The organism is Anaeromassilibacillus sp. 1001302B_160321_C8 (assembly GCF_015554745.1).
Lineage (GTDB): Bacteria > Bacillota > Clostridia > Oscillospirales > Acutalibacteraceae > Anaeromassilibacillus > Anaeromassilibacillus stercoravium.
In genome coordinates, this window is the sequence record NZ_JADNJD010000027.1 from 1 (window position 1) to 19,201 (window position 19,201).

Annotated in this window: 20 protein-coding genes and 4 pseudogenes; 22 read left to right on the forward strand and 2 right to left on the reverse strand. The window is 51.0% G+C overall.

What is annotated here, in order from left to right:
- Positions 1 to 376 precede the first annotated feature (376 nt).
- The 13 genes and pseudogenes from I2E77_RS13015 to I2E77_RS13075 form a co-directional block, all read left to right on the forward strand.
- Positions 377 to 799: a sigma-70 family RNA polymerase sigma factor gene (locus tag I2E77_RS13015; RefSeq protein WP_002586616.1), complete on the forward strand. Its 423-nt coding sequence runs from the start codon at positions 377 to 379 to the stop codon at positions 797 to 799.
- Positions 792 to 1,004, forward strand: a complete 213-nt coding sequence (locus tag I2E77_RS13020) for a helix-turn-helix domain-containing protein (RefSeq protein WP_002586615.1) — start codon at positions 792 to 794, stop codon at positions 1,002 to 1,004. Before I2E77_RS13015 ends, I2E77_RS13020 begins: the two co-directional genes overlap by 8 nt.
- Before the next feature lie 521 nt (positions 1,005 to 1,525).
- A complete protein-coding gene (locus tag I2E77_RS13025) occupies positions 1,526 to 1,924 on the forward strand; it encodes a plasmid mobilization protein (protein ID WP_195451429.1) in 399 nt (132 codons plus the stop codon).
- Positions 1,896 to 3,521, forward strand: coding sequence for a relaxase/mobilization nuclease domain-containing protein (locus tag I2E77_RS13030; protein WP_195451431.1), 1,626 nt, complete (start codon positions 1,896 to 1,898; stop codon positions 3,519 to 3,521). The genes I2E77_RS13025 and I2E77_RS13030 overlap by 29 nt, the downstream gene beginning before the upstream one ends.
- Complete coding sequence (locus I2E77_RS13035; protein ID WP_033509553.1) at positions 3,511 to 3,897, forward strand: cysteine-rich VLP domain-containing protein; 387 nt, start codon at positions 3,511 to 3,513, stop codon at positions 3,895 to 3,897. Before I2E77_RS13030 ends, I2E77_RS13035 begins: the two co-directional genes overlap by 11 nt.
- A gap of 15 nt (positions 3,898 to 3,912) precedes the next feature.
- Entirely contained in the window at positions 3,913 to 4,764 is an 852-nt protein-coding gene (locus I2E77_RS13040) for a replication initiator protein A (protein ID WP_442858925.1), read from the forward strand.
- Entirely contained in the window at positions 4,761 to 5,603 is an 843-nt protein-coding gene (locus tag I2E77_RS13045; protein ID WP_118558837.1) for an ATP-binding protein, read from the forward strand. The genes I2E77_RS13040 and I2E77_RS13045 overlap by 4 nt, the downstream gene beginning before the upstream one ends.
- Before the next feature lie 14 nt (positions 5,604 to 5,617).
- Positions 5,618 to 5,806, forward strand: a complete 189-nt coding sequence (locus I2E77_RS13050; protein WP_009259633.1) for a transposon-encoded TnpW family protein — start codon at positions 5,618 to 5,620, stop codon at positions 5,804 to 5,806.
- Between the two features lie 111 nt (positions 5,807 to 5,917).
- The gene (locus I2E77_RS13055; protein WP_195451435.1) at positions 5,918 to 7,534 is read left to right on the forward strand and encodes a recombinase family protein; all 1,617 of its coding nucleotides are present in this window, start codon (positions 5,918 to 5,920) and stop codon (positions 7,532 to 7,534) included.
- Between the two features lie 87 nt (positions 7,535 to 7,621).
- Positions 7,622 to 7,717: pseudogene (locus I2E77_RS14015) on the forward strand (Maff2 family mobile element protein); the annotation flags it as partial.
- Positions 7,718 to 7,790: 73 nt separating this feature from the next.
- Complete coding sequence (locus I2E77_RS13065) at positions 7,791 to 8,654, forward strand: VirB6/TrbL-like conjugal transfer protein, CD1112 family (RefSeq protein ID WP_002604481.1); 864 nt, start codon at positions 7,791 to 7,793, stop codon at positions 8,652 to 8,654.
- A gap of 10 nt (positions 8,655 to 8,664) precedes the next feature.
- Entirely contained in the window at positions 8,665 to 9,213 is a 549-nt protein-coding gene (locus I2E77_RS13070) for an MT-A70 family methyltransferase (RefSeq protein ID WP_002604480.1), read from the forward strand.
- 1 nt (position 9,214) lies between these two features.
- A pseudogene (locus I2E77_RS13075) lies at positions 9,215 to 9,499 on the forward strand (PrgI family protein); the annotation flags it as partial.
- On the opposite strand, the pseudogene I2E77_RS13080 reads toward I2E77_RS13075, so the two are convergent.
- Positions 9,488 to 9,664 (reverse strand): annotated as a pseudogene (locus tag I2E77_RS13080) (helix-turn-helix domain-containing protein); the annotation flags it as partial. The pseudogenes I2E77_RS13075 and I2E77_RS13080 overlap by 12 nt on opposite strands.
- A 398-nt stretch (positions 9,665 to 10,062) precedes the next feature.
- On the opposite strand from I2E77_RS13080, the gene I2E77_RS13085 reads away from it, so the two are divergent.
- From I2E77_RS13085 to I2E77_RS13125, 9 genes are all read left to right on the forward strand, one after another.
- Complete coding sequence (locus I2E77_RS13085; protein ID WP_003431289.1) at positions 10,063 to 10,248, forward strand: cysteine-rich KTR domain-containing protein; 186 nt, start codon at positions 10,063 to 10,065, stop codon at positions 10,246 to 10,248.
- A gap of 16 nt (positions 10,249 to 10,264) precedes the next feature.
- On the forward strand, positions 10,265 to 11,248 hold the full coding sequence (gene rlmN / locus I2E77_RS13090; protein WP_002584956.1) for a 23S rRNA (adenine(2503)-C(2))-methyltransferase RlmN: 984 nt from the start codon (positions 10,265 to 10,267) through the stop codon (positions 11,246 to 11,248).
- Positions 11,249 to 11,721: 473 nt separating this feature from the next.
- Complete coding sequence (locus tag I2E77_RS13095) at positions 11,722 to 12,159, forward strand: sigma-70 family RNA polymerase sigma factor (protein ID WP_002604474.1); 438 nt, start codon at positions 11,722 to 11,724, stop codon at positions 12,157 to 12,159.
- A complete protein-coding gene (locus I2E77_RS13100; RefSeq protein WP_002604473.1) occupies positions 12,143 to 12,385 on the forward strand; it encodes a helix-turn-helix domain-containing protein in 243 nt (80 codons plus the stop codon). Before I2E77_RS13095 ends, I2E77_RS13100 begins: the two co-directional genes overlap by 17 nt.
- 458 nt (positions 12,386 to 12,843) lie before the next feature.
- On the forward strand, positions 12,844 to 13,017 hold the full coding sequence (locus tag I2E77_RS13105) for a transposon-encoded TnpW family protein (protein ID WP_002604472.1): 174 nt from the start codon (positions 12,844 to 12,846) through the stop codon (positions 13,015 to 13,017).
- A 77-nt stretch (positions 13,018 to 13,094) separates the two neighbouring features.
- Positions 13,095 to 14,768, forward strand: a complete 1,674-nt coding sequence (locus tag I2E77_RS13110; RefSeq protein WP_002604471.1) for a recombinase family protein — start codon at positions 13,095 to 13,097, stop codon at positions 14,766 to 14,768.
- 594 nt (positions 14,769 to 15,362) lie between these two features.
- On the forward strand, positions 15,363 to 15,920 hold the full coding sequence (locus I2E77_RS13115; RefSeq protein ID WP_087235270.1) for a TetR/AcrR family transcriptional regulator: 558 nt from the start codon (positions 15,363 to 15,365) through the stop codon (positions 15,918 to 15,920).
- A 169-nt stretch (positions 15,921 to 16,089) separates the two neighbouring features.
- The gene (locus tag I2E77_RS13120) at positions 16,090 to 16,767 is read left to right on the forward strand and encodes a hypothetical protein (protein ID WP_195451437.1); all 678 of its coding nucleotides are present in this window, start codon (positions 16,090 to 16,092) and stop codon (positions 16,765 to 16,767) included.
- 84 nt (positions 16,768 to 16,851) lie between these two features.
- The gene (locus tag I2E77_RS13125) at positions 16,852 to 17,340 is read left to right on the forward strand and encodes a hypothetical protein (RefSeq protein WP_195451439.1); all 489 of its coding nucleotides are present in this window, start codon (positions 16,852 to 16,854) and stop codon (positions 17,338 to 17,340) included.
- Between the two features lie 316 nt (positions 17,341 to 17,656).
- On the opposite strand, the pseudogene I2E77_RS13130 reads toward I2E77_RS13125, so the two are convergent.
- Positions 17,657 to 19,201 (reverse strand): annotated as a pseudogene (locus tag I2E77_RS13130) (FIVAR domain-containing protein); the annotation flags it as partial.

The window sequence follows — 19,201 nt, forward strand, 5'->3', positions numbered from 1 at the left end:
ACAGTTACTATGATATAGCGATTGAAGGGCAACCGAAAGAGCAGATTTATTATCATCGTTCCATACAAGATATTTTTTTAACCTTTGTTTTAGAGCTGGATTTGTCATTGATGGATTTTATGAAGAATGTTTTAAAACCAACAAAGAAATTCCTATGGTAATGATAGTAAGGCTTAAGAAGGTAAAACGTGATAGCTTAAAATAAATTCAAGTTTGTCGGGTAAATAGCAAACCCAGCCGAGCCAGTCAACGGTCAAGATGAACGGCGCATATGCGCAGCCGTTGACAGCCCCGCCCGCCTTTGCTGGTAGGCAATCAAGGGGCGACAGCAAGAAGTGCCACCGCCCCGCACTATTATTCAGAAAGGGGAATTTCCATGACCGACCAGATAGCCTATCAAGAATATATCCAGCGCAGGTACAACGCCTTTTGCAAGACTGTTATCCGCTGTGCCGCCTTGGACAAGATTTTGAAGCTTAAACGGCAATGGGAACGGCAAGTTTCCCTTGACTATCTGATGAACGAGAAGTTTGTCCAGTTTGCCGCGTCGGAGCCGGACGAGGAATACCCATTTACCGTCTGCGGTCAGACCGTCCTGCTCTGCAACGCCGCCCTTGCCGACGCGATCTCTGTTTTGCCGGAGCAGACGCGGGAAGAAATCCTGCGCTATTACTTTCTGCGCCAGCCGCAGCGCGTGATCGGCGCGTGTATTGGCCGGTCACGCAGCACAGCGGGGCGGCATATCCAGCTTGCCTTGCAGCGGCTACGCGAAGAAATGGGGGTGAGCCGGTATGAGTAGACTTCTCCCCTATGAAACAATCCTCAAAGCCCGTGAGGGCGACCCAGAAGCCGTGAACGCTGTCCTGCTCCACTACGCCGGATATATCCGCTATTTCTCAAAAGTGAACGGGCAGGTCAACGCCGAGGTGGAGGACTATGTAAAGCAGCGGTTAATTGACTGTCAATTCAAGTTCCGGCTTGACGAACCACCGGACAAGTCATAAAAACTGAATACCAGCCGCCACCGACGCGGCCAGCGAAAGCAGTAAGTCTTGAAAAAGATTTACTGCTTTTTTTGTTGTCCGGCTCCGCTCCCGGCCATTTTGCCCCCTGCCGGTTGTAGTAGTAAGCGAGGAGGGAATTTTTCTGCCCTGGTGTTTGGCATTTGGAGCATTTACCCGTAGTAGAGGGCAAAGAGAAAGGATTTCTCCAACACCGGGTAGAAACCACTGCGTCCGGTGTCATTTTAGCGAAAGCGGGCAGGAATGCCCTTTACAGGATTAGTAGTAGCAGAAAAAGAGAAACAAACTTTTGTGGTTGCAGTTTTCCAAAAAAGTGGCGGACGGAAGTGAGAGAAAGTTTGCAGTCACGGAGAGCAAGTTTCTACCACGGTGCCAAAATCCGCAATTCTGCGGTTTTGCCCCTCGCGGGAAACTTGTTGGGGAGTGCCTTCCCCAAACCCTGCTTTGCGGCTTGCGCCGCTTATCCCCGCCGCGCTCATGCGGCAAGAAAGGAGGTCACGACCATGCGAAAGAAATACAACACACCCCACCGCAGCCGCGTTGTGAAAACCCGGCTGTCCGAAGATGAATACGCCGACTTCACAGCGCGGCTTGCGCCCTATGGTATCAGCCAGTCCGAATTTCTCCGGCAGGCGATACGGCGCACCACCATACGCCCCGTTATCCATGTGTCGGCGGTCAATGACGAACTGCTCTCCGCTGTCGGGAAGCTGGCCGCCGAGTACGGCAGGATCGGCGGCAACCTCAATCAGATAGCCCGGTATCTGAACGAGTACGGCGCACCCTACAACGCCCTTTCCGGCGAGGTACACGCCGCCATAGCCGACCTTGCCGCCCTCAAGTATGAAGTCTTACAGAAAGTAGGTGACGCGGTTGGCAACACTCAAGCATATCAACTCTAAAAATGCCGACTACGGAGCCGCCGAACAATACCTGCTTTTTGAGCATGACGAGTTTACCATGAAGCCCGTCCTTGATGAAACCGGCAGGCTTATCCCCCGTGAGGACTACCGGCTGTCCACGCTGAACTGCGGCGGCGAGGATTTTGCCGTTGCCTGTATGCGGGCAAATCTCCGCTACGGGAAGAACCAGCGGCGGGAAGATGTGAAAAGCCACCACTATATCATCAGCTTTGACCCACGGGACGGCCCGGACAATGGCTTGACCGTAGACCGGGCGCAGGCATTGGGCGAGAAGTTTTGCGCCGAGCATTTCCCCGGCCACCAAGCCCTTGTATGCACCCACCCGGACGGGCATAACCACAGCGGAAACATTCATGTGCATATCGTCATTAACAGCCTGCGGATAGAGGAAGTGCCGTTCCTGCCCTACATGGACAGGCCAGCCGACACGAAAGCCGGTTGCAAGCACCGCTGTACTGACGCGGCCTTGCGCTACTTCAAGTCCGAAGTCATGGAGATGTGCCACCGGGAGGGGCTTTACCAAATCGACCTCTTGAACGGTAGCAAGAACCGCGTCACAGACCGGGAGTATTGGGCGCAGAAAAAGGGACAGGCCGCGCTGGACAAGCAGAACGCCTCCATGATTGCAGGCGGTATCACGCCCCGGCAGACCAAGTTTGAAACGAACAAGGAGAAGCTGCGGCAGACCATACGCGCCGCGCTGTCTGCGGCGACCTCATTCGAGAACTTTTCCTCTCTGCTGCTGCGGGAGGGTGTGGCCGTTAAGGAGAGCCGGGGGCGGCTATCCTACCTCACGCCAGACAGGACAAAGCCCATTACCGCCCGTAAGCTGGGCGATGATTTTGACCGCGCCGCTGTCCTTGCCGTTTTGGAGCAGAACGCCGCCAGAGCCGCAGAAAAGGCCACAGCCATACCCGAATACCCACGGCATGGGAAAACCGGCATACAGCCCGTAAAAGCCCCTCAATCCGCCCCGAAACAGGACGGTGTGCAGCGTCTTGTGGACATTGAGCAGAAGATGGCCGAGGGCAAGGGCAAAGGCTACGAGCATTGGGCGAAGATACACAACATCAAACAGATGGCCAAGACGCTGAATGTGTACCAGCAGTACGGCTTCACTTCCCCGGAGCAGTTGGAAGCTGCTTTTGATACCGCCTATGAGGAAATGCGCCAGACCAGCGGCGAACTGAAAACGCTGGAAACGAAGCTGCAAGGGAAAAAGGAGTTGCAGCGACAGGTACTTGCCTACGCCAAGACCAAGCCCGCCCGCGACGGGCTGAAAGCGCAGAAATCCCCCAAAGCCCGCGCCGCATACCGGCAGGCGCATGAAAGCGATTTTATCATAGCCGACGCAGCCGCCCGGTATTTCAAGGCACATGGCATTACCAGGCTGCCCGCCCGGAAAGCGTTGCAGGACGAGATCGAGCAGCTTGTTTCCAAGAAATCCGGCCTGTATAACACCTATCACGAACAGAAACAGCGGTTTAAGGAGTTGCAGACCGTCAAGCGGAACATCGATCAGATTTTGCGCCGGGAGGAACCCCGCCGCAGAAAGGAGCAGAGCCATGAGCGATAAGCTGCCCCGCATGGACTACCGCCAGCACCGGCGGGCGCGGCGGCTGGTGCATGAGTGCTGTAACTACGACGGGGGGAACTGCCTGCTGTTAGATGACGGGGAGCCTTGCGTATGCGTCCAGAGCATTTCCCTTTCCCTCATGTGCCGCTGGTTCCGTGTGGCTGTCCTGCCCCTTGACGGGGAACTGGCCGCAGCCCTCTTGTACCGAGGGAGCCGGAAACGATGTGCCGTCTGCGGCGCGGCCTTTGTCCCCAAATCCAACCGGGGAAAATACTGCCCGGACTGCGCCGGGCGCATGAAGAAACTCAAAGCCGCCGAACGAAAGCGGAAACAAAGGCAGAGATGTCACGCTTTAGAGCCTTTCAAACCCGCATAAATCAAGGCTTTTTTCGTGGGTGTCAAAGGGTACGCGATACATTTATCCTTTTCCACCGGAAACGCCGTCCTAATGCGTGACAAACTGCCAAAATCAACCCGAACACAGGGAGGTGATACTATCGCTGATTATATCATGGCAGACACGCCGCTGCCTCTCTTTCTGCCTTACCCCCGTTTCCTGCTGAAAATGGAGATTTCCCAGACCGCCAAGCTGCTGTATGCGCTGCTGTTAGACCGTTCCACCCTCTCCCAGAAGAACAAGTGGCAGGACGACGAGGGCAGGATTTATATTATCTATCCCCTCGCGGAGATAGCCGAAATACTGGATAAAGGCAGCACCACCATAAAGGGAGCGCTCAACGAACTGGACATGGCGGGGCTTTTGGAACGGGAACGGGGCGGCTTCTCCGCACCGAACCGACTGTATGTGAAAGTGCCGCGTGTGCCACAGGTACAGTTTTCCGACCAACTGATGGCCGGAAAACCGACCCTCATAGAGCCGGAAAACCGACCTACTGATGGTCAGAAAACCGACCTTATGATGGTCGGAAAACCGTCCCCTAACCAAACTACTATAAACAACCTTACAGAGAACCAAACAATGGGAGTGAGTGGGGAGCCGCCCGCGCCCTATGGCCGATACCAGAATATTTTTCTGTCGCAGACCGAATACGACGAGTTGCAGGCAGAGTACCCCGACAGGCTGGAACGGTTCATTGAGGAAATGAGCCGCTACCTTGCCGCCAACGGGAAAAGCTACCAGAACTATGCCGCCGCCCTGCGGATATGGGCGGGGAACGACAAAAAGGAAGCCCCGAAAAAGGGCATACCAGACTACTCATGCAAGGAGGGCGAGAGTTTATGAAGAACGAAATCAACGCTGTTTTGGAGAATATGACCGCTGCCACCCCGGAGCCGGAGGACTACACCGGCGAGGACGGTTTACTGTACTGCGGCAAGTGCCGCAAGCCGAAAGAAGCCTATTTTGCGCCGGATAAGGCCGCTATCTTTGGCCGTGACCGCCACCCGGCAGAGTGCGACTGCCAGAGAGCCGCCCGCGAGGAACGGGAGGCCGCCGAGAAGCGGCGCAGGCACTTTGACACCGTGGAGGAACTGAAACGCCGGGGCTTTACCGACCCCACCATGCGGGACTGGACTTTTGAGAACGACAACGGCAGGAACCCGCAGGCCGGGATTGCCCGCCGGTATGTGGAGCATTGGGAGGATATGCGAACCGACAATATCGGCTGCCTGTTCTGGGGCGGCGTTGGAACCGGGAAAAGCTACCTTGCGGGCTGTATCGCAAACGCCCTCATGGAGAAAGAAATCCCCGTCCACATGACGAACTTTGCCCTTATCCTCAATGACCTTGCCGCCAGCTTCGAGGGCAGGAACGAATACATTTCCCGCCTTTGCCGCTATCCGCTGCTTATCCTTGACGACTTCGGCATGGAGCGCGGCACCGAGTACGGATTGGAACAGGTTTTCAATGTGATTGACAGCCGCTACCGCAGCGGCAAGCCGCTGATCGTCACGACCAACCTCACGCTGGACGACCTGCGGAACCCGGAGGACACCGCCCATTCCCGGATTTATGACCGCCTGCTTTCCATGTGCGTCCCGGTACGCTTTACCGGCGACAACTTCCGGCAGGAAACCGCGCAGCGGAAAATGGAGAGCATGAAGAAACTGATTACCGACTGAAAGGAGTATTGCCTATGGCAGATAGACAGCAGCACGACACCCGCACCACCCGCCGCCCCGACTGCGTGACGGAAATCCGCATGGGCAATTCCGTCCTTGTCGTGTCCGGCTATTTCAAGAAAGACACCACGACCACCGCCGCCGACAAAATGGCGCGGGTACTGGAAGCGGAAGCCGCTGCTACACAAAAATCGGCAATTTAACAAATCATAAAGAAGCAGATTTTACACTTTTGCCGCTATACAGCCCTCCCTATTCCGTGGTACAATGAAACCACGGAATAGTGGGGCTGGCTGTCGGAAACGGAGGATTTTATGTTAAGACAAGCCACCCAAAACCTCATTACCGCCCTTTATCCGAGATTGTCCCATGAGGACGAGTTGCAAGGCGAAAGCAATTCCATATCGAACCAGAAAAGGATTTTGGAAACCTACGCCAAGCAGAATGGCTTTACCAACCTGCGCTGGTACACCGACGACGGCTATTCCGGCGCGAACTTTCAAAGACCTGGTTTTCAAGCCATGCTTGCAGACATTGAAGCCGGGAAAGTGGGTACGGTCATCGTCAAGGACATGAGCCGGTTAGGGCGAAACTACTTGCAGGTAGGGTTTTACACGGAAATGCTGTTCCCCCAAAAGGGAGTGCGTTTTATCGCTGTCAACGACAATGTGGACAGCGCAAACGGCGGCATGGACAACGATTTTACCCCTCTGCGAAATCTGTTCAACGAATGGCTGGTGAGAGATACGAGCAAGAAAATCAAAGCAGTAAAACGAGCAAAAGGCATGAGTGGAAAGCCTGTTACCAGCAAGCCGGTATATGGCTACCTCATGGACGAGGACGAGAACTATCTCGTTGACGAGGAAACCGCGCCGGTTGTCCAGCAGATATACCAGCTTTGCCTTGCCGGGAATGGCCCGACCAAGATTGCCCGTATGCTTACGGAGCAGCAAATCCCCACGCCGGGGACGCTGGAATACCGCAGGACGGGCAGCACCCGCCGCTACCACCCCGGCTATGAGTGCAAATGGGCGACAAATACCGTTGTCCACCTGTTGGAAAACCGGGAGTACACCGGCTGTCTGGTAAACTTCAAGACGGAGAAGCCCTCTTACAAGACCAAGCACAGCGTAGAGAACCCCGTGGAGAAGCAGGCCATTTTCCCGAACCACCATGAACCGATTATCGACACGGAAACATGGGAGCGCGTGCAGGAGTTACGCAAGCAGCGCAAACGCCCGAACCGCTATGACGAGGTGGGGCTGTTCTCCGGTATGCTGTTCTGCGCCGACTGCGGCCATGTGATGTACCAGCAGCGGTATCAGAACAAGAACCGCAAGCAGGACTGTTACATCTGCGGCAGCTACAAGAAGCGCACCCGCGACTGTACGGCGCACTTTATCCGCACCGACCTGTTGACCGCCGGTGTCCTCTCCAATCTCCGGCAGGTGACGGAATACGCCGCCAAGCATGAGAGCCGCTTTGTGAAGCTGCTTATCCAGCAGAACGAGATCGGCGGCAAGAGAAAGACCGCCGCAGCCACCAAGCAGCTTGAACAGGCGCAGGAGCGCATTTCCGAAGTGAGCCGCATTATCAAGCGGCTGTATGAGGACAATGTGAACGGCAAAATCAGCGACGAGCGTTTCATGGAACTGTCGGCAGACTATGAGCAGGAGCAGCGGGAACTGAAAGACCGCGCCGCCGCTTTGCAGGAAGAACTGGACAAGTCGCAGGCCGCCACCGTCAACGCGGAAAAGTTTATGGGGATTGTCCGAAAGCACCTTGCCTTTGAGGAATTGACCCCCACTCTCTTGCGGGAAATGATCGAGAAAATTGTGGTGCATGAGTGCAGCTATGATGAGAACGGCACCCGCAGGCAGGACATTGAGATTTATTACAGCTTTGTCGGCAAGATTGACTTGCCCGAATAACCGCCCGACCTATCCGACACAATGGCCAAGTGTCGGATAGGAACGGCAAAATTTTTTGCACTTCTATTGCTTCTTTATCACACATAAGCAAAGTCGCAGGGCATGAAACAGTTGATGGCGGGCGGCGGCGTTGCCCTTATCGGCCTTACCCTTGTCCCGCTGCTCTCCGGCCTGTTTGGATAATGCCACAAACTAACACTACCCGCCGCGCTCTCCCGCTTCACGCGGGAGGGCGCGGGAAAGGAGGGATTAGCTTTTGATATGGCAGATGATTGAAGATTGGTTTCGCGGCATTTTGACAGACGGAATACTCTCTAATCTCTCCGGGCTGTTCGACAGCGTAAATACAGAGGTTGGAGAAATCGCAACGCAAGTCGGCACAACCCCCGCCGGGTGGAACGCGGGCATATTCAATATGATACGCAGCCTATCGGAAAACGTCATTGTGCCGATTGCGGGCGTTATCATTACCTTTGTCATGTGCTACGAACTAATCCAGCTTGTAATTGAGAAAAACAATCTGCACGATCTCGACACTTGGATTTTCTTCAAGTGGATTTTCAAAACCTTTGTTGCGGTGCTGCTGGTAACAAATACTTGGAACATCGTCATGGGCGTATTTGACATTACACAGAGCGTCGTCAACGACAGCGCGGGCGTTATCATATCCGACACAAGCATAGATATTGCAACCGTTATCACCGATATAGAAGCAAAGCTGGACGCTATGAGCGTCGGCGGGCTTTTGGGGCTATGGTTTCAATCACTCTTTGTGGGGCTTACCATGAAAGCGTTGTCTATCTGTATCATGCTGGTGGTGTACGGGCGCATGATTGAAATATACCTTGTAACGAGTATCGCCCCTATCCCCGTTGCGACAATGGTAAATCGTGAATGGGGCGGCATGGGACAGAACTACTTAAAATCCTTGCTTGCCCTCGGTTTTCAGGCTTTTCTAATTCTTGTGTGCGTCGGTATTTATGCGGTTTTGATACAGACAATCGCAGCAACCGATGACATATCCGGCGCGATCTGGTCTTGCATGGGCTATACCGTCCTCTTGTGTTTTACGCTTTTCAAAACGGGAAGCCTTGCAAAATCCGTATTCAGCGCGCATTAAGGGGGTGCAGATGAAGAAATACAAAATCATTTACGCCGATCCCCCTTGGAGATACGCGAGAAGCAAGGTACAGGGCGCAGCGGAAAAGCACTATCCCACTATGAGTATTGAGGAACTTTGCGCTTTACCCGTCAAAGAAATTGCGGATAAGGACTGTATTTTATTCCTATGGGCGACGTTCCCGCAGCTTAAAGAAGCGTTGCAGTTAATCAAGGCTTGGGGATTTACCTATAAATCCGTTGCCTTTGTATGGTTAAAGCAAAATCGGAAATCGCCCACTTGGTTTTATGGCTTGGGCTTTTGGACGCGAGGAAATGCGGAAATCTGCTTGCTTGCTACCAAAGGACACCCGAAGCGACAATCAAACAAGGTACATCAATTTATTATTTCCCCTGTTGAGCAGCACAGCAAAAAGCCGGATATAACGCGGGAAAAGATACTTGCCCTTATGGGCGACCTACCGCGTATTGAACTGTTTGCAAGGCAGCATACCCCTGGTTGGGACGTATGGGGAAATGAAATCAAAAGCGACATACGGTTTGCCGGAAAGGAGGTTTGAAATGGCGTATGTAACCGTCCCAAAGGATTTAACCAAAATCAAGAGCAAGGTAATGTTCAACCTTACCAAAAGACAATTACTCTGTTTCGGCGCGGCGGTGGCTATCGGGCTACCGCTATTCTTTTTGACAAAGGACAGCGCGGGAACGACAACGGCGGCTTTGTGCATGGTGCTTGCCATGCTGCCCATGTTCCTACTCGCTATGTACGAGAAGAACGGGCAACCGCTGGAAGTGATTATACGGCAATTTGTGGAAGTGAAGTTTCTTCGCCCCAAAGAGCGACCTTAAACTCGGCTGTTGTCCCTTGTTCTCGATATTCGCAAGGTAGCGCGGGGAAATATATAACTCGTCGCTTACCTTTTTGCGGCTCTCGCCGTATTCATTTCTCGCGGCTTTTATAGCTGCCCCGAAAGCCTTAAAGTCGTACAATGGTACGGGTCTTTTTGCCATTTTCATTCACCCTGTTACATTTTACAGTTCACCTTTCTTTTTGGATATGTCCACACAATTCATATCATTAGGTTAAATACTTCCTGTTGTGTATTGACAGTAGACTGATTTTCTGATAAAATAAAATTTATGTAAAAGGAGGCGGCGTTTATGTTGCATAGCATGCGTATTAGATAAGCATTGAAAAAAAGGATTTTCCCATTTTCAACATGGGCTTTTTTGTCATGCTTATTTTGCGGATGCTATACAAAAAACTAACGACGTATAGATATAGTATAGACATAGTGCAAGCTATGCCTTAGTTTTGTTGTACTGCTCTGTGCATTATAAATGCAGGTCAATGCTCATGTTGAGGATTGACCTGCATTTTTTTGTGTAAAAAGGACGAGTGAAATATAATGCTTAAAAAATATTGGATAAAATGTCCGATTTGTAACGGAAAGACGAGAGTTCAAGTATTTCATAATACTGTATTAAAAGATTTTCCTCTTTTCTGCCCTAAATGCAAATTGACGCATATCATTGATGTAGAAAAATTAGAGATTGTAATCAAAAATACAGAAAAACAAACTTTTATTATTTAGAAGAAAGGATATAAAAATGAAACGTTTACCTAAATATACGCCTGCGGAAGTACGGAATGATCCATACGGATTTACTTACAAAGAAATGTCGGAAGTTATTGGCGAGAATGAAGCAAAAGCCTTATATGAAGAATTATATAAGCAATTACCACGCAAAAAAAATCTATCAATGTTGGTAAAAAATATTTGCAAAAGCAGTGATACTGAAAAGTATGTTTACGAACTGAAAGACAACAAATACATTGAAACGGTTTTTATCAAGCGGCGAGATGGTGGAACTGTTTGCGTGAGCACACAAGTCGGTTGTCCTGTTGGTTGTATTTTTTGTGAGTCCGGGCGAAATGGCTTTGTTCGTAATCTAACATCGTCAGAAATCGTACAACAGATTATATTGTTGCGTCGAAAAGTAAACCGTATCGTTTTTATGGGTATGGGAGAGCCTTTATTCAATTATGACAACTTGATAAAAGCAATCCATATTCTCCGAGATAGATATGGGCTCAACTTTCCAACCGACGGCATTACCATATCAACAGTTGGTCCGGTCGATCAATTAAAAAAATTGCGCGAGGAACATCTTAAAATTCAGTTGACAATATCTTTACACGCAGCAACACAATCTGCAAGAAATCGTATTATTCCTCACATGCGCATATATGCTATTGAAGATGTTGTTAAGCAAGCCTTATCCTATTCTGAAAGGCATAATCGCAAAATTGTCTTTGCGTATTTGCTTTTACCGGGTATAAATGACCGGCCCTCAGATGTAAGACAACTTGCAAAATGGTTTCGGGGCAAAAAAGTTATGATTAACGTGTTACAATACAACCCAACAAGCAATTCAAGAATTAAAGCACCACAGAAACGGGAAATAGTTGCATTCAAACATCAATTAGAGCAAGCAGGACTTGAAGTTACTATGAGAGTTTCTCATGGCAGAGAGATTAACGCGGCTTGTGGACAGTTAGCTAACACATATAATAAATTCAAAAAAAAATGATTAAAAGTGCCAGACGCATAGACGCAGAGCCGATAACGCATTAGGTCAAAAAACCTATGTGTTATCGGCTTTTTTATTTAATATTGCGCAAAAGCCGCTGTTCCCTATTATAGAATGGATTGCGGGTAGTGTATTAAAGTCGCCCTTTTTTAAGGATACGGCGGTATCGGGGAGGTATCGCCGTGTCCATTTTTATTTACTGTAACCCGCCTAATGCTTTGCGGTCAAAAAAAGCTATGCTCCGCAAGCGGGATATTCCGGCTATGAATGTGAACTGTCAATACATTTAGCTACTGCTTACATTTCCTTTGCGCCCGTCCGCGTCTTGCGGACGGGCGCATTTTGCTTTTTTCAACTTTTTTCTGAAAAGCGCACTCAAGAGCCATCTCCCGAACGGGTACGGAGCGAAAGGGGCAGAGAGGACAAGCCCTTAACTCCCGTCCTCTACTCCACGCGGGAAGGAGGTGAACTCTATGGAGCTATCTTCTTCCGACAAGGAAAGAATACAACATCAGTACGACGCATTAGCAAAGAAAACTTTGGTCGGCGAAGCGAAAAGCCACCGCCGCACTCTTGCGAAACGCGCAGCACGCGAAGTTACTTTTTCGGATTTGAGCGAAAGCGAACTCGCGCAGCTTTTCACAACGGACGAATACGAAAGCGATTATTTCCGTTTTCAAGTGTCCGGCTTTGATGTACTCGTCAAAAATGAACTGCTTGCCGAAGCCCTTAACGCTTTGCCCGAAAGGAAACGCGACATTATCCTTTTGTCCTACTTCTTGGATATGAGCGACGCGGAAATTGGCGAACTGCTGAATGTTGTACGCACGACGGTTTTCCGGCACAGGAAATCCGCGCTTGCGAAAATCAAACAGTATTTGGAGGGAAAAGCAGATGATGAATACCGTTAGGAAGTCTGAAAATCTGTTGCCGTTCCCTGTCATTTCCGCAGCGGCAAACGGCGACACAACCGCCATGTGCGCGATCTTGAAGCACTACGAGGGTTACATAGCGAAACTTTGTACCCGCACGCTGAAAGACGACGCGGGCAATACCTATTCCTATGTGGACGAGGAAATGCGTAACAGGCTGCAAGTGCGCCTTATTACCCGCACCCTTGCTTTTCATGTAGGATAATCTTTTAGCCCATGCGGGGAGCGTGTCCCCTTTCCACGCTTCCCGTTATGGGCTATTTGTCGTTCCGCAAAAGCATATCCGCTGTTGATGTGCTTTTGCAGGCCGACAAAGCCTATTGTTCTTTGACAAAGAAAGCGGCCTTTGGTGCGCAGCATAACAGGCAAACGGGTACATTCCGTCTGTACCGAGCCAGTCGGCGGGTACGCCATGACAGCTTTTCCCCATAGGGGAAAAGCCGAGCGAGAACTACCGCGCCGTAAAACAGGTTTAGCAGCTTGTGGGCGACGACATACAAGGCGGCACAATGATACTCCCGCGTTGAACACCCTCAAAGTATTGCGCGGCGCACCCATAAGCATGGGCCGGGGTGAAACTCCCGTGAGGTTGCAGCTAACAACCGCCCGTTTTTGCCTTTTGACGAATATAGTTTATCCATACAGGAAAAGGAGGTTTTTCTAATGGATAAAAAACAGACAATTACAACCGAACGCAAAATAGGGAAAATCACCTATCTTGTTCAAGCGTTGCCGAGTGAAAAGGCAACCGATACAATCCATAAAAAGATTGAGAAACTCATTGTAAAGGATTTGCAGAAAAAGCCCGGAAATCCGGGATTTTTAGCGTCCGAGTAGTGCATTAGGCGGCGGGATATGGTATAATGATAGCAACACATTATACCTGTTTATTCGGCTGTCGGAAAGGAGGACTAATGTTACAGTCGAATAAAATCACCGCCCTTTACTGCCGTTTAAGTCAAGAGGATATGCAAGCCGGAGAAAGCGGAAGCATACAGCACCAAAAAATGATACTTCAACGCTATGCGGACGAACACCATTTTTTGAACACAAAGTTTTTTGTGGACGACGGATTTTCCGGCGTGAGTTTTGAGCGCGAGGGGCTGCAAGCGATGTTGCAGGAAGTGGAAGCCGGACGAGTGGCGACGGTCATTACCAAAGACCTTTCCCGTCTTGGCAGAAACTATCTGAAAACGGGCGAACTCATAGAGATTGTATTTCCCGAAAACGGAGTACGCTATATCGCGATCAACGACGGAGTTGACACAGCGCGGGAGGATAACGAGTTTACCCCCTTGCGGAACTGGTTTAACGAGTTTTACGCCCGCGACACAAGCAAGAAAATCCGCGCAGTTAAACAGGCACAGGCGCAAAAAGGCGAGCGCGTCAACGGGGAATATCCATACGGCTATATCCCAGACCCGAACAACCGCCACCACCTTATACCCGACCCGGAAACCGCGCCGATTGTCAAACAGGTTTTCGCTATGTTTGTTAGCGGCGTGCGTATGTGCGAAATCCAAAAATGGCTTGCGGAAAACAAAGTCTTGACGATTGGAGCGTTGCGCTATCAGCGTACAGGACAGGCGCGGTATCAGCGGGCAATGATCGCCCCCTATACTTGGCCGGACAAAACGCTCTATGACATATTAGCAAGGCAGGAATATTTAGGGCATACCATAACCGCGAAAACTCACAAGGTATCCTACAAGTCGAAAAAGACCCGGAAGAACGAAGAAGAACAACGCTATTTCTTCCCAAACACCCATGAGCCGCTTGTTGACGAGGAAACCTTTGAACTTGCGCAAAAGCGGATTGCTACCCGCCACCGCCCGACAAAAGCAGCGGAGATTGATATTTTTTCCGGCTTGCTGTTTTGCGCTGGTTGCAGACATAAGATGTATTACCAACAGGGCGTAAATATCGAGCCGCGCAAGTTTTCCTATTCTTGCGGCGCATGGCGCAACAGGGCAAGGACAGGCAGCGAGTGTACCTCTCATTATATCCGCAAAAACGTACTTCTTGATTTAGTGCTGGAAGATATGCGGCGGGTTTTGCGGTATGTTAAGGAACACGAACAGGACTTTATCTGTAAAGCTACCGAGTACGGCGACATGGAAGCGAGAAAGGCATTAGCGCAGCAGCAAAAGGAACTTTTCAAAGCACAGGCGCGTATGACCGAACTTGACACGCTTTTCCGCAAGCTGTATGAGGACAACGCATTAGGCAGACTGACAGATGAACGGTTTGTGTTTCTAACTTCCGGCTATGAGGACGAAAAGAAATCCCTTGCCGCAAGGATAGACGAGTTACAACAGCAGATCGCAACCGTTACCGAGCGAAAAAGGGATATATCAAGGTTTATTCAGATTGTCGGGAAATACAGCGACATACAGGAATTGACCTATGAAAACGTCCATGAGTTTATCGACCGTATTTTGATACATGAATTAGACCGGGAAACCAACACCCGGAAAATCGAAATCCATTATAGCTTTGTCGGACAGGTTGATACCGAGCAGGAGCCGACGCAAGTTGTCAACCATGACCGCCGCAACATGGTAGATGTAAAAAGTATCGCTATCTAACCCCAGCAAATATTCGCCCTGCAATCCATGGTGCGTAAGCGGCCCGTCTCCCTTTGGCGCAGCAGACGCGGCTGGCGCCAGCATGGTAAACACCATCGCCAAGGAGAGAATGAGACTGAATAGCCGTTTTTTCATAAGCTCCTCCTTCGTAATTTTCCGCCGTTCCAGACAGATGTCGCTACAAACGGACGGCAAATGAATTCTGCACCGCCCGCAGAAAGCTTTCAACCGGCGGTAAAAATTGAACCTATTTTGGCGGTGATCCTCCTGCATACCCCCTTCGCCGCAACCGCCAGCCGGCAAATATTTTGTTGATAACAAAATTCTACACCGGATATTGCTGGAAGTATTTGTAATTTTTTAACCGTTTGGTTCAATTTTTTAAGGTTTATTCCTTAAAATTTTAGCGCAATATGCGCGAATCTGGCCCTTTCTCTGGCAGGCCAGAGAGTCCCTATTCACAGCGCAGCCAATCGTTCCCTCCTATGTGGAACCTTTTCCCGAGGCATATGGCTGATAAAAAGCATCAAAAAAGCGCTTGACAAAATGGGGCAAGAACGCTATGCTGAACATCGTTCACGGTGAGGTGAGGCTATGAATACCGTAGTAACATCAAAAGAAGAAATCCTAAAAAACAGCCGGGTACTGATTCAACAACAAGGTTGGTCGGCGGTGAGTATCCGTTCCGTGGCTGCGGCCTGTGGCGTATCGGTAGGCTCCATCTACAACTATTTTGATTCCAAAGCAGACCTGATGGGCGCCACGATCGAAAGTGTCTGGCGGGAGATTTTTCATCAGCAGGAAGATATGGCAAAATTGGAAGACACACAGGCGTGTATCCGATGGATCTATGAGCGAATGCAATATGGTTGTAAAAAATATCCTGGCTTTTTCGCACTTCACCCGCTTGGTCTTATGCATGAGGAAAAATCAAAAGGAAAACAACGGATGCAGCAGGCATGGGGGCACATTCTAGACGGCTTCTGTTCCGTGTTAAAACAGGATTCCAAGATCCGCCCGGACGCCTTTGACGGCCGGTTTACGGCAGAGAAGTTTGCCGGGATTCTTTTTTCACTGATCGTATCCGCGATGTTGCGTGAGGATTTCGATTCCTCGGCCGTTTTGGAAGTTGTCCGTAGGACACTCTATTAAAATGCCCCATCTTAAAATGGGAGGGGATTACCGTCCTCAAAATGAACGATGTTCAGAATTCAGTAGGGACGATCTACGATGAAAGCCAAGCGAAACACCCTGTTCCGGCTGCAATTACGGCAAAGCCGTTTTGACGAAAACAAAACGAACCTATAAAGGAGAGTAACCCATGCAAGCGATTGTAGAAACTGGATTTGACGCGATCTATCTCATCTTGGTAATCACCATTGGCATCCGGATGATCCGCGGGTGCAAGGGGAACAAACAGTACCGTTTATTTGGAATCATGGCGGTGATCCTTGGCGCCGGGGATGCCTTTCATCTGATTCCCCGCGCCCTCGCCCTTTGTACCACGGGGCTGGAAAACTACACCGTACCTCTGGGCCTCGGCAAGTGGATTACTTCCATCACCATGACGATTTTCTATGTCCTGCTTTATCATGTATGGCGAACGCGCTACCAGGTGACTGGGCGAAGCGGAATAACCGCCGCCGTTTATGGCCTGTCGGCCGCGCGGATTGTCCTGTGCATGATGCCGCAGAACCAGTGGTTGAGCGCGGAAGCCCCGCTTTCTTGGGGGATCTACCGCAACATCCCCTTTGCGTTGTTAGGGCTGCTTATGATTGTGTTGTTTTACCAAAGCGCCAAAAAGCACAATGACCATGCGTTCCGCTGGATGTGGCTGACCATCGCACTTAGTTTTGGGTTTTATATTCCGGTGGTGCTTTGGAGCGACGTCATTCCTATGATTGGTATGCTGATGATCCCGAAAACCTGCGCCTATGTGTGGACCGTATGGATTGGATTCTTCGCCATGAAAAAGGATAACCAATCCGCAAAAAAATAAGATGCCGGCCGCTTCTCCCATTTGATTTTCTTGCCAAGAACAAGTATAATTAGCCAAAAAAACATTTTCTATAGGAGGGCAACCATGAAGCATCTTTGTATGATTTTTCTCGCCGGCTTGACCATCTTTTTCGTTGGGTGCAGCTCGCGCCCGGCGGAACCCTCTTCTTCCGTCTCTCCATCGCTCTCCAGCACGATGCAGACGTCCAGCGTTGGGGAAGAAACCTGCTATTTAGTAAAAACAGAGGAAGATTTGCGCGCCATTGGAAGCGTTTACCCGCTTTCGGGGCATTATCGTTTAGAAAACAACATTTCCTTAACGCAGGAATGGACCCCCATCGGGAGTCCCTCCCATCCTTTTACGGGTAGCTTTGACGGGAATGGATATACCATCTCCCATCTGACGGTAACAAAAGAGGCCGAACACATGGGCTTTTTTGGAGCAAGCGACGGGGCAAACATTCAAAATATCCTTTTGAGCGACGTTGCGCTCCCGGAAACGGTATTTTTCCCCATCGTTTCTGAATCTGTTGACAGCGATATTGTCAATTGTTCGATTTCATACGCCTCCTGATTGGCACACAGTACCTTTTGCGGGCACACAGTGCCTTTCGCGCCTACGGCGGACGCACGGCGTCTTTTCGCGCCTACGGCGGACGCACGGCGTCTTTTCGCGCCTACGGCGTTCCCTACGAAAGCAAACGGAAAAGAGTTTGCTTTCTGCTCCATATTGGAAGCTCTATGGAAGCAAGCAAAAATCACCATCCCACCACATGCAAAAAATAGACAAATAAAACACAGAAGGACCCAATCCTGAGGATTCTCAGGATTGGGTCCTTGCTGTTTATTAGGGAAAAGCCTTCCTTCTTATCTCGATGTCTCGTCCACGATTACGCAATCGTAACCGTGCAATGCTTGACCGCGTTCTGGCCCGGCAGGGTCGTATAAACGCCCGTGCTCTGGCCCGGCGTACCGATGGCATAGACTCTGTAATAGTAGTCGTTGCCGATCTTCGCCACAAACTGCGTCTTGAGCACTTCGCCGTTGCCGACCGTGAAGCTCGGTGTCATGGCGTTGCCGTTCACGACCGTCATCTTGAAGCAGTATGCGCTGCCTCTCTTCAGATTGAAGTTGACCGTCGTGTCGGAAACCACATACGCCTTCTGGCTGGTCACGCCCTGCGCTGCGGATACAACCCCCGCTGCGCCGTATGCGTTGCCAACGTTGGCAGACGTGCTGCCCTTGCCGCTGTTGCCTGTGCCCGGCTTCTCTGCCTTCACCAGGTTATTCGCGGCAGCTTCCAGGTTGGTATATGCCTTTGCAACCGCCTGGCCGTCTGCGGTCTCGTCCGCGGCAACCGTCTTCGCAACGCTCAGCGCTGCCTTAAAGGTTGCCACGCTGCGGTCGGTGTAGCCGTCCAGATCCTTCTGCTCCATCTCCGCGATCAGCTTGTTCAGTTCATCCTTGTTCGGGATCTTCCGCAGGGCTGCCATCGCTCTCGTCAGGGCCTCGGCCTTTGCATCCACGTCGGCCTGGTCTGCATTCGCATTCGCGAGCAGTTCTTCCGCCTCTGCCAGCACGCTCTTGAAGGTATCGAACGCTTCATCCTGGATATAGTCGTCCGGGTCGAGGGTGTTCGCTTCGTCCACCAAGCTTTGCAGCTCGCTCATATCCGCACGGAATTCCAACTTTTCAATCGCTGCTTGCAAGTTGTCATATGCCTCGTCCACGTCCGCCTTCAGCGGATTCTCCTCGGCATGGACGTCCTTCGCCGCGTCGAGCGCTTTCTCGAAGCCCTCGGTCGTGCCCGGCTTGAACTGATCCAGCATGTCTTTCAGCTGCTCTGCAATGTTGATCAGCGGCAGCAGGGTTTCCTTATCGCCCGCTTCGAATTCCAAGAGGTGCATCGCATCCAGCAGGTCGCTCCAAGCCTCGTTGACCTCTTCCTGGGTGGCATTCGCGTTGTCATAAACGGTCTGCGCATTCTCCAGGGCGTTGGTGAAGATCTCCTTCGCCTGCGGCACCAGGCCGTCGATGACCTCCTGCGGCACGGCGTTGGCCTGCTCCAGGACAGCTCCCAGGATGCTCTTATCCACGCTTGTGAACGTGAAGCGCAGGGTCGTGCCCTCGTTCGGCATCGTGAAGGTGTACGTGCAGCCGTCCGCTGCAAACTCGATGTCCTCGCCGTTGAGCTGCGCTCCGGAGAACGCGCCCTTGGTCGGGGTGAAGGTGAAGACCAGCTCTTCGCCCGGCTGTACCTTTGCGCCGTAGATCGCATCTGTGAAGATGATTCCCTCCGCTTCGCCCTCGACGCTCATCGATGCGTTGCCGCTCCACTGTACCGTCAGCAGCTGCGGTTCGGCCGTTACGCTTCCCTCACTACGGATATTTTCCAGAATCAGCTGATCCATCGCCAGGTTGTTCCGGTTGATGTT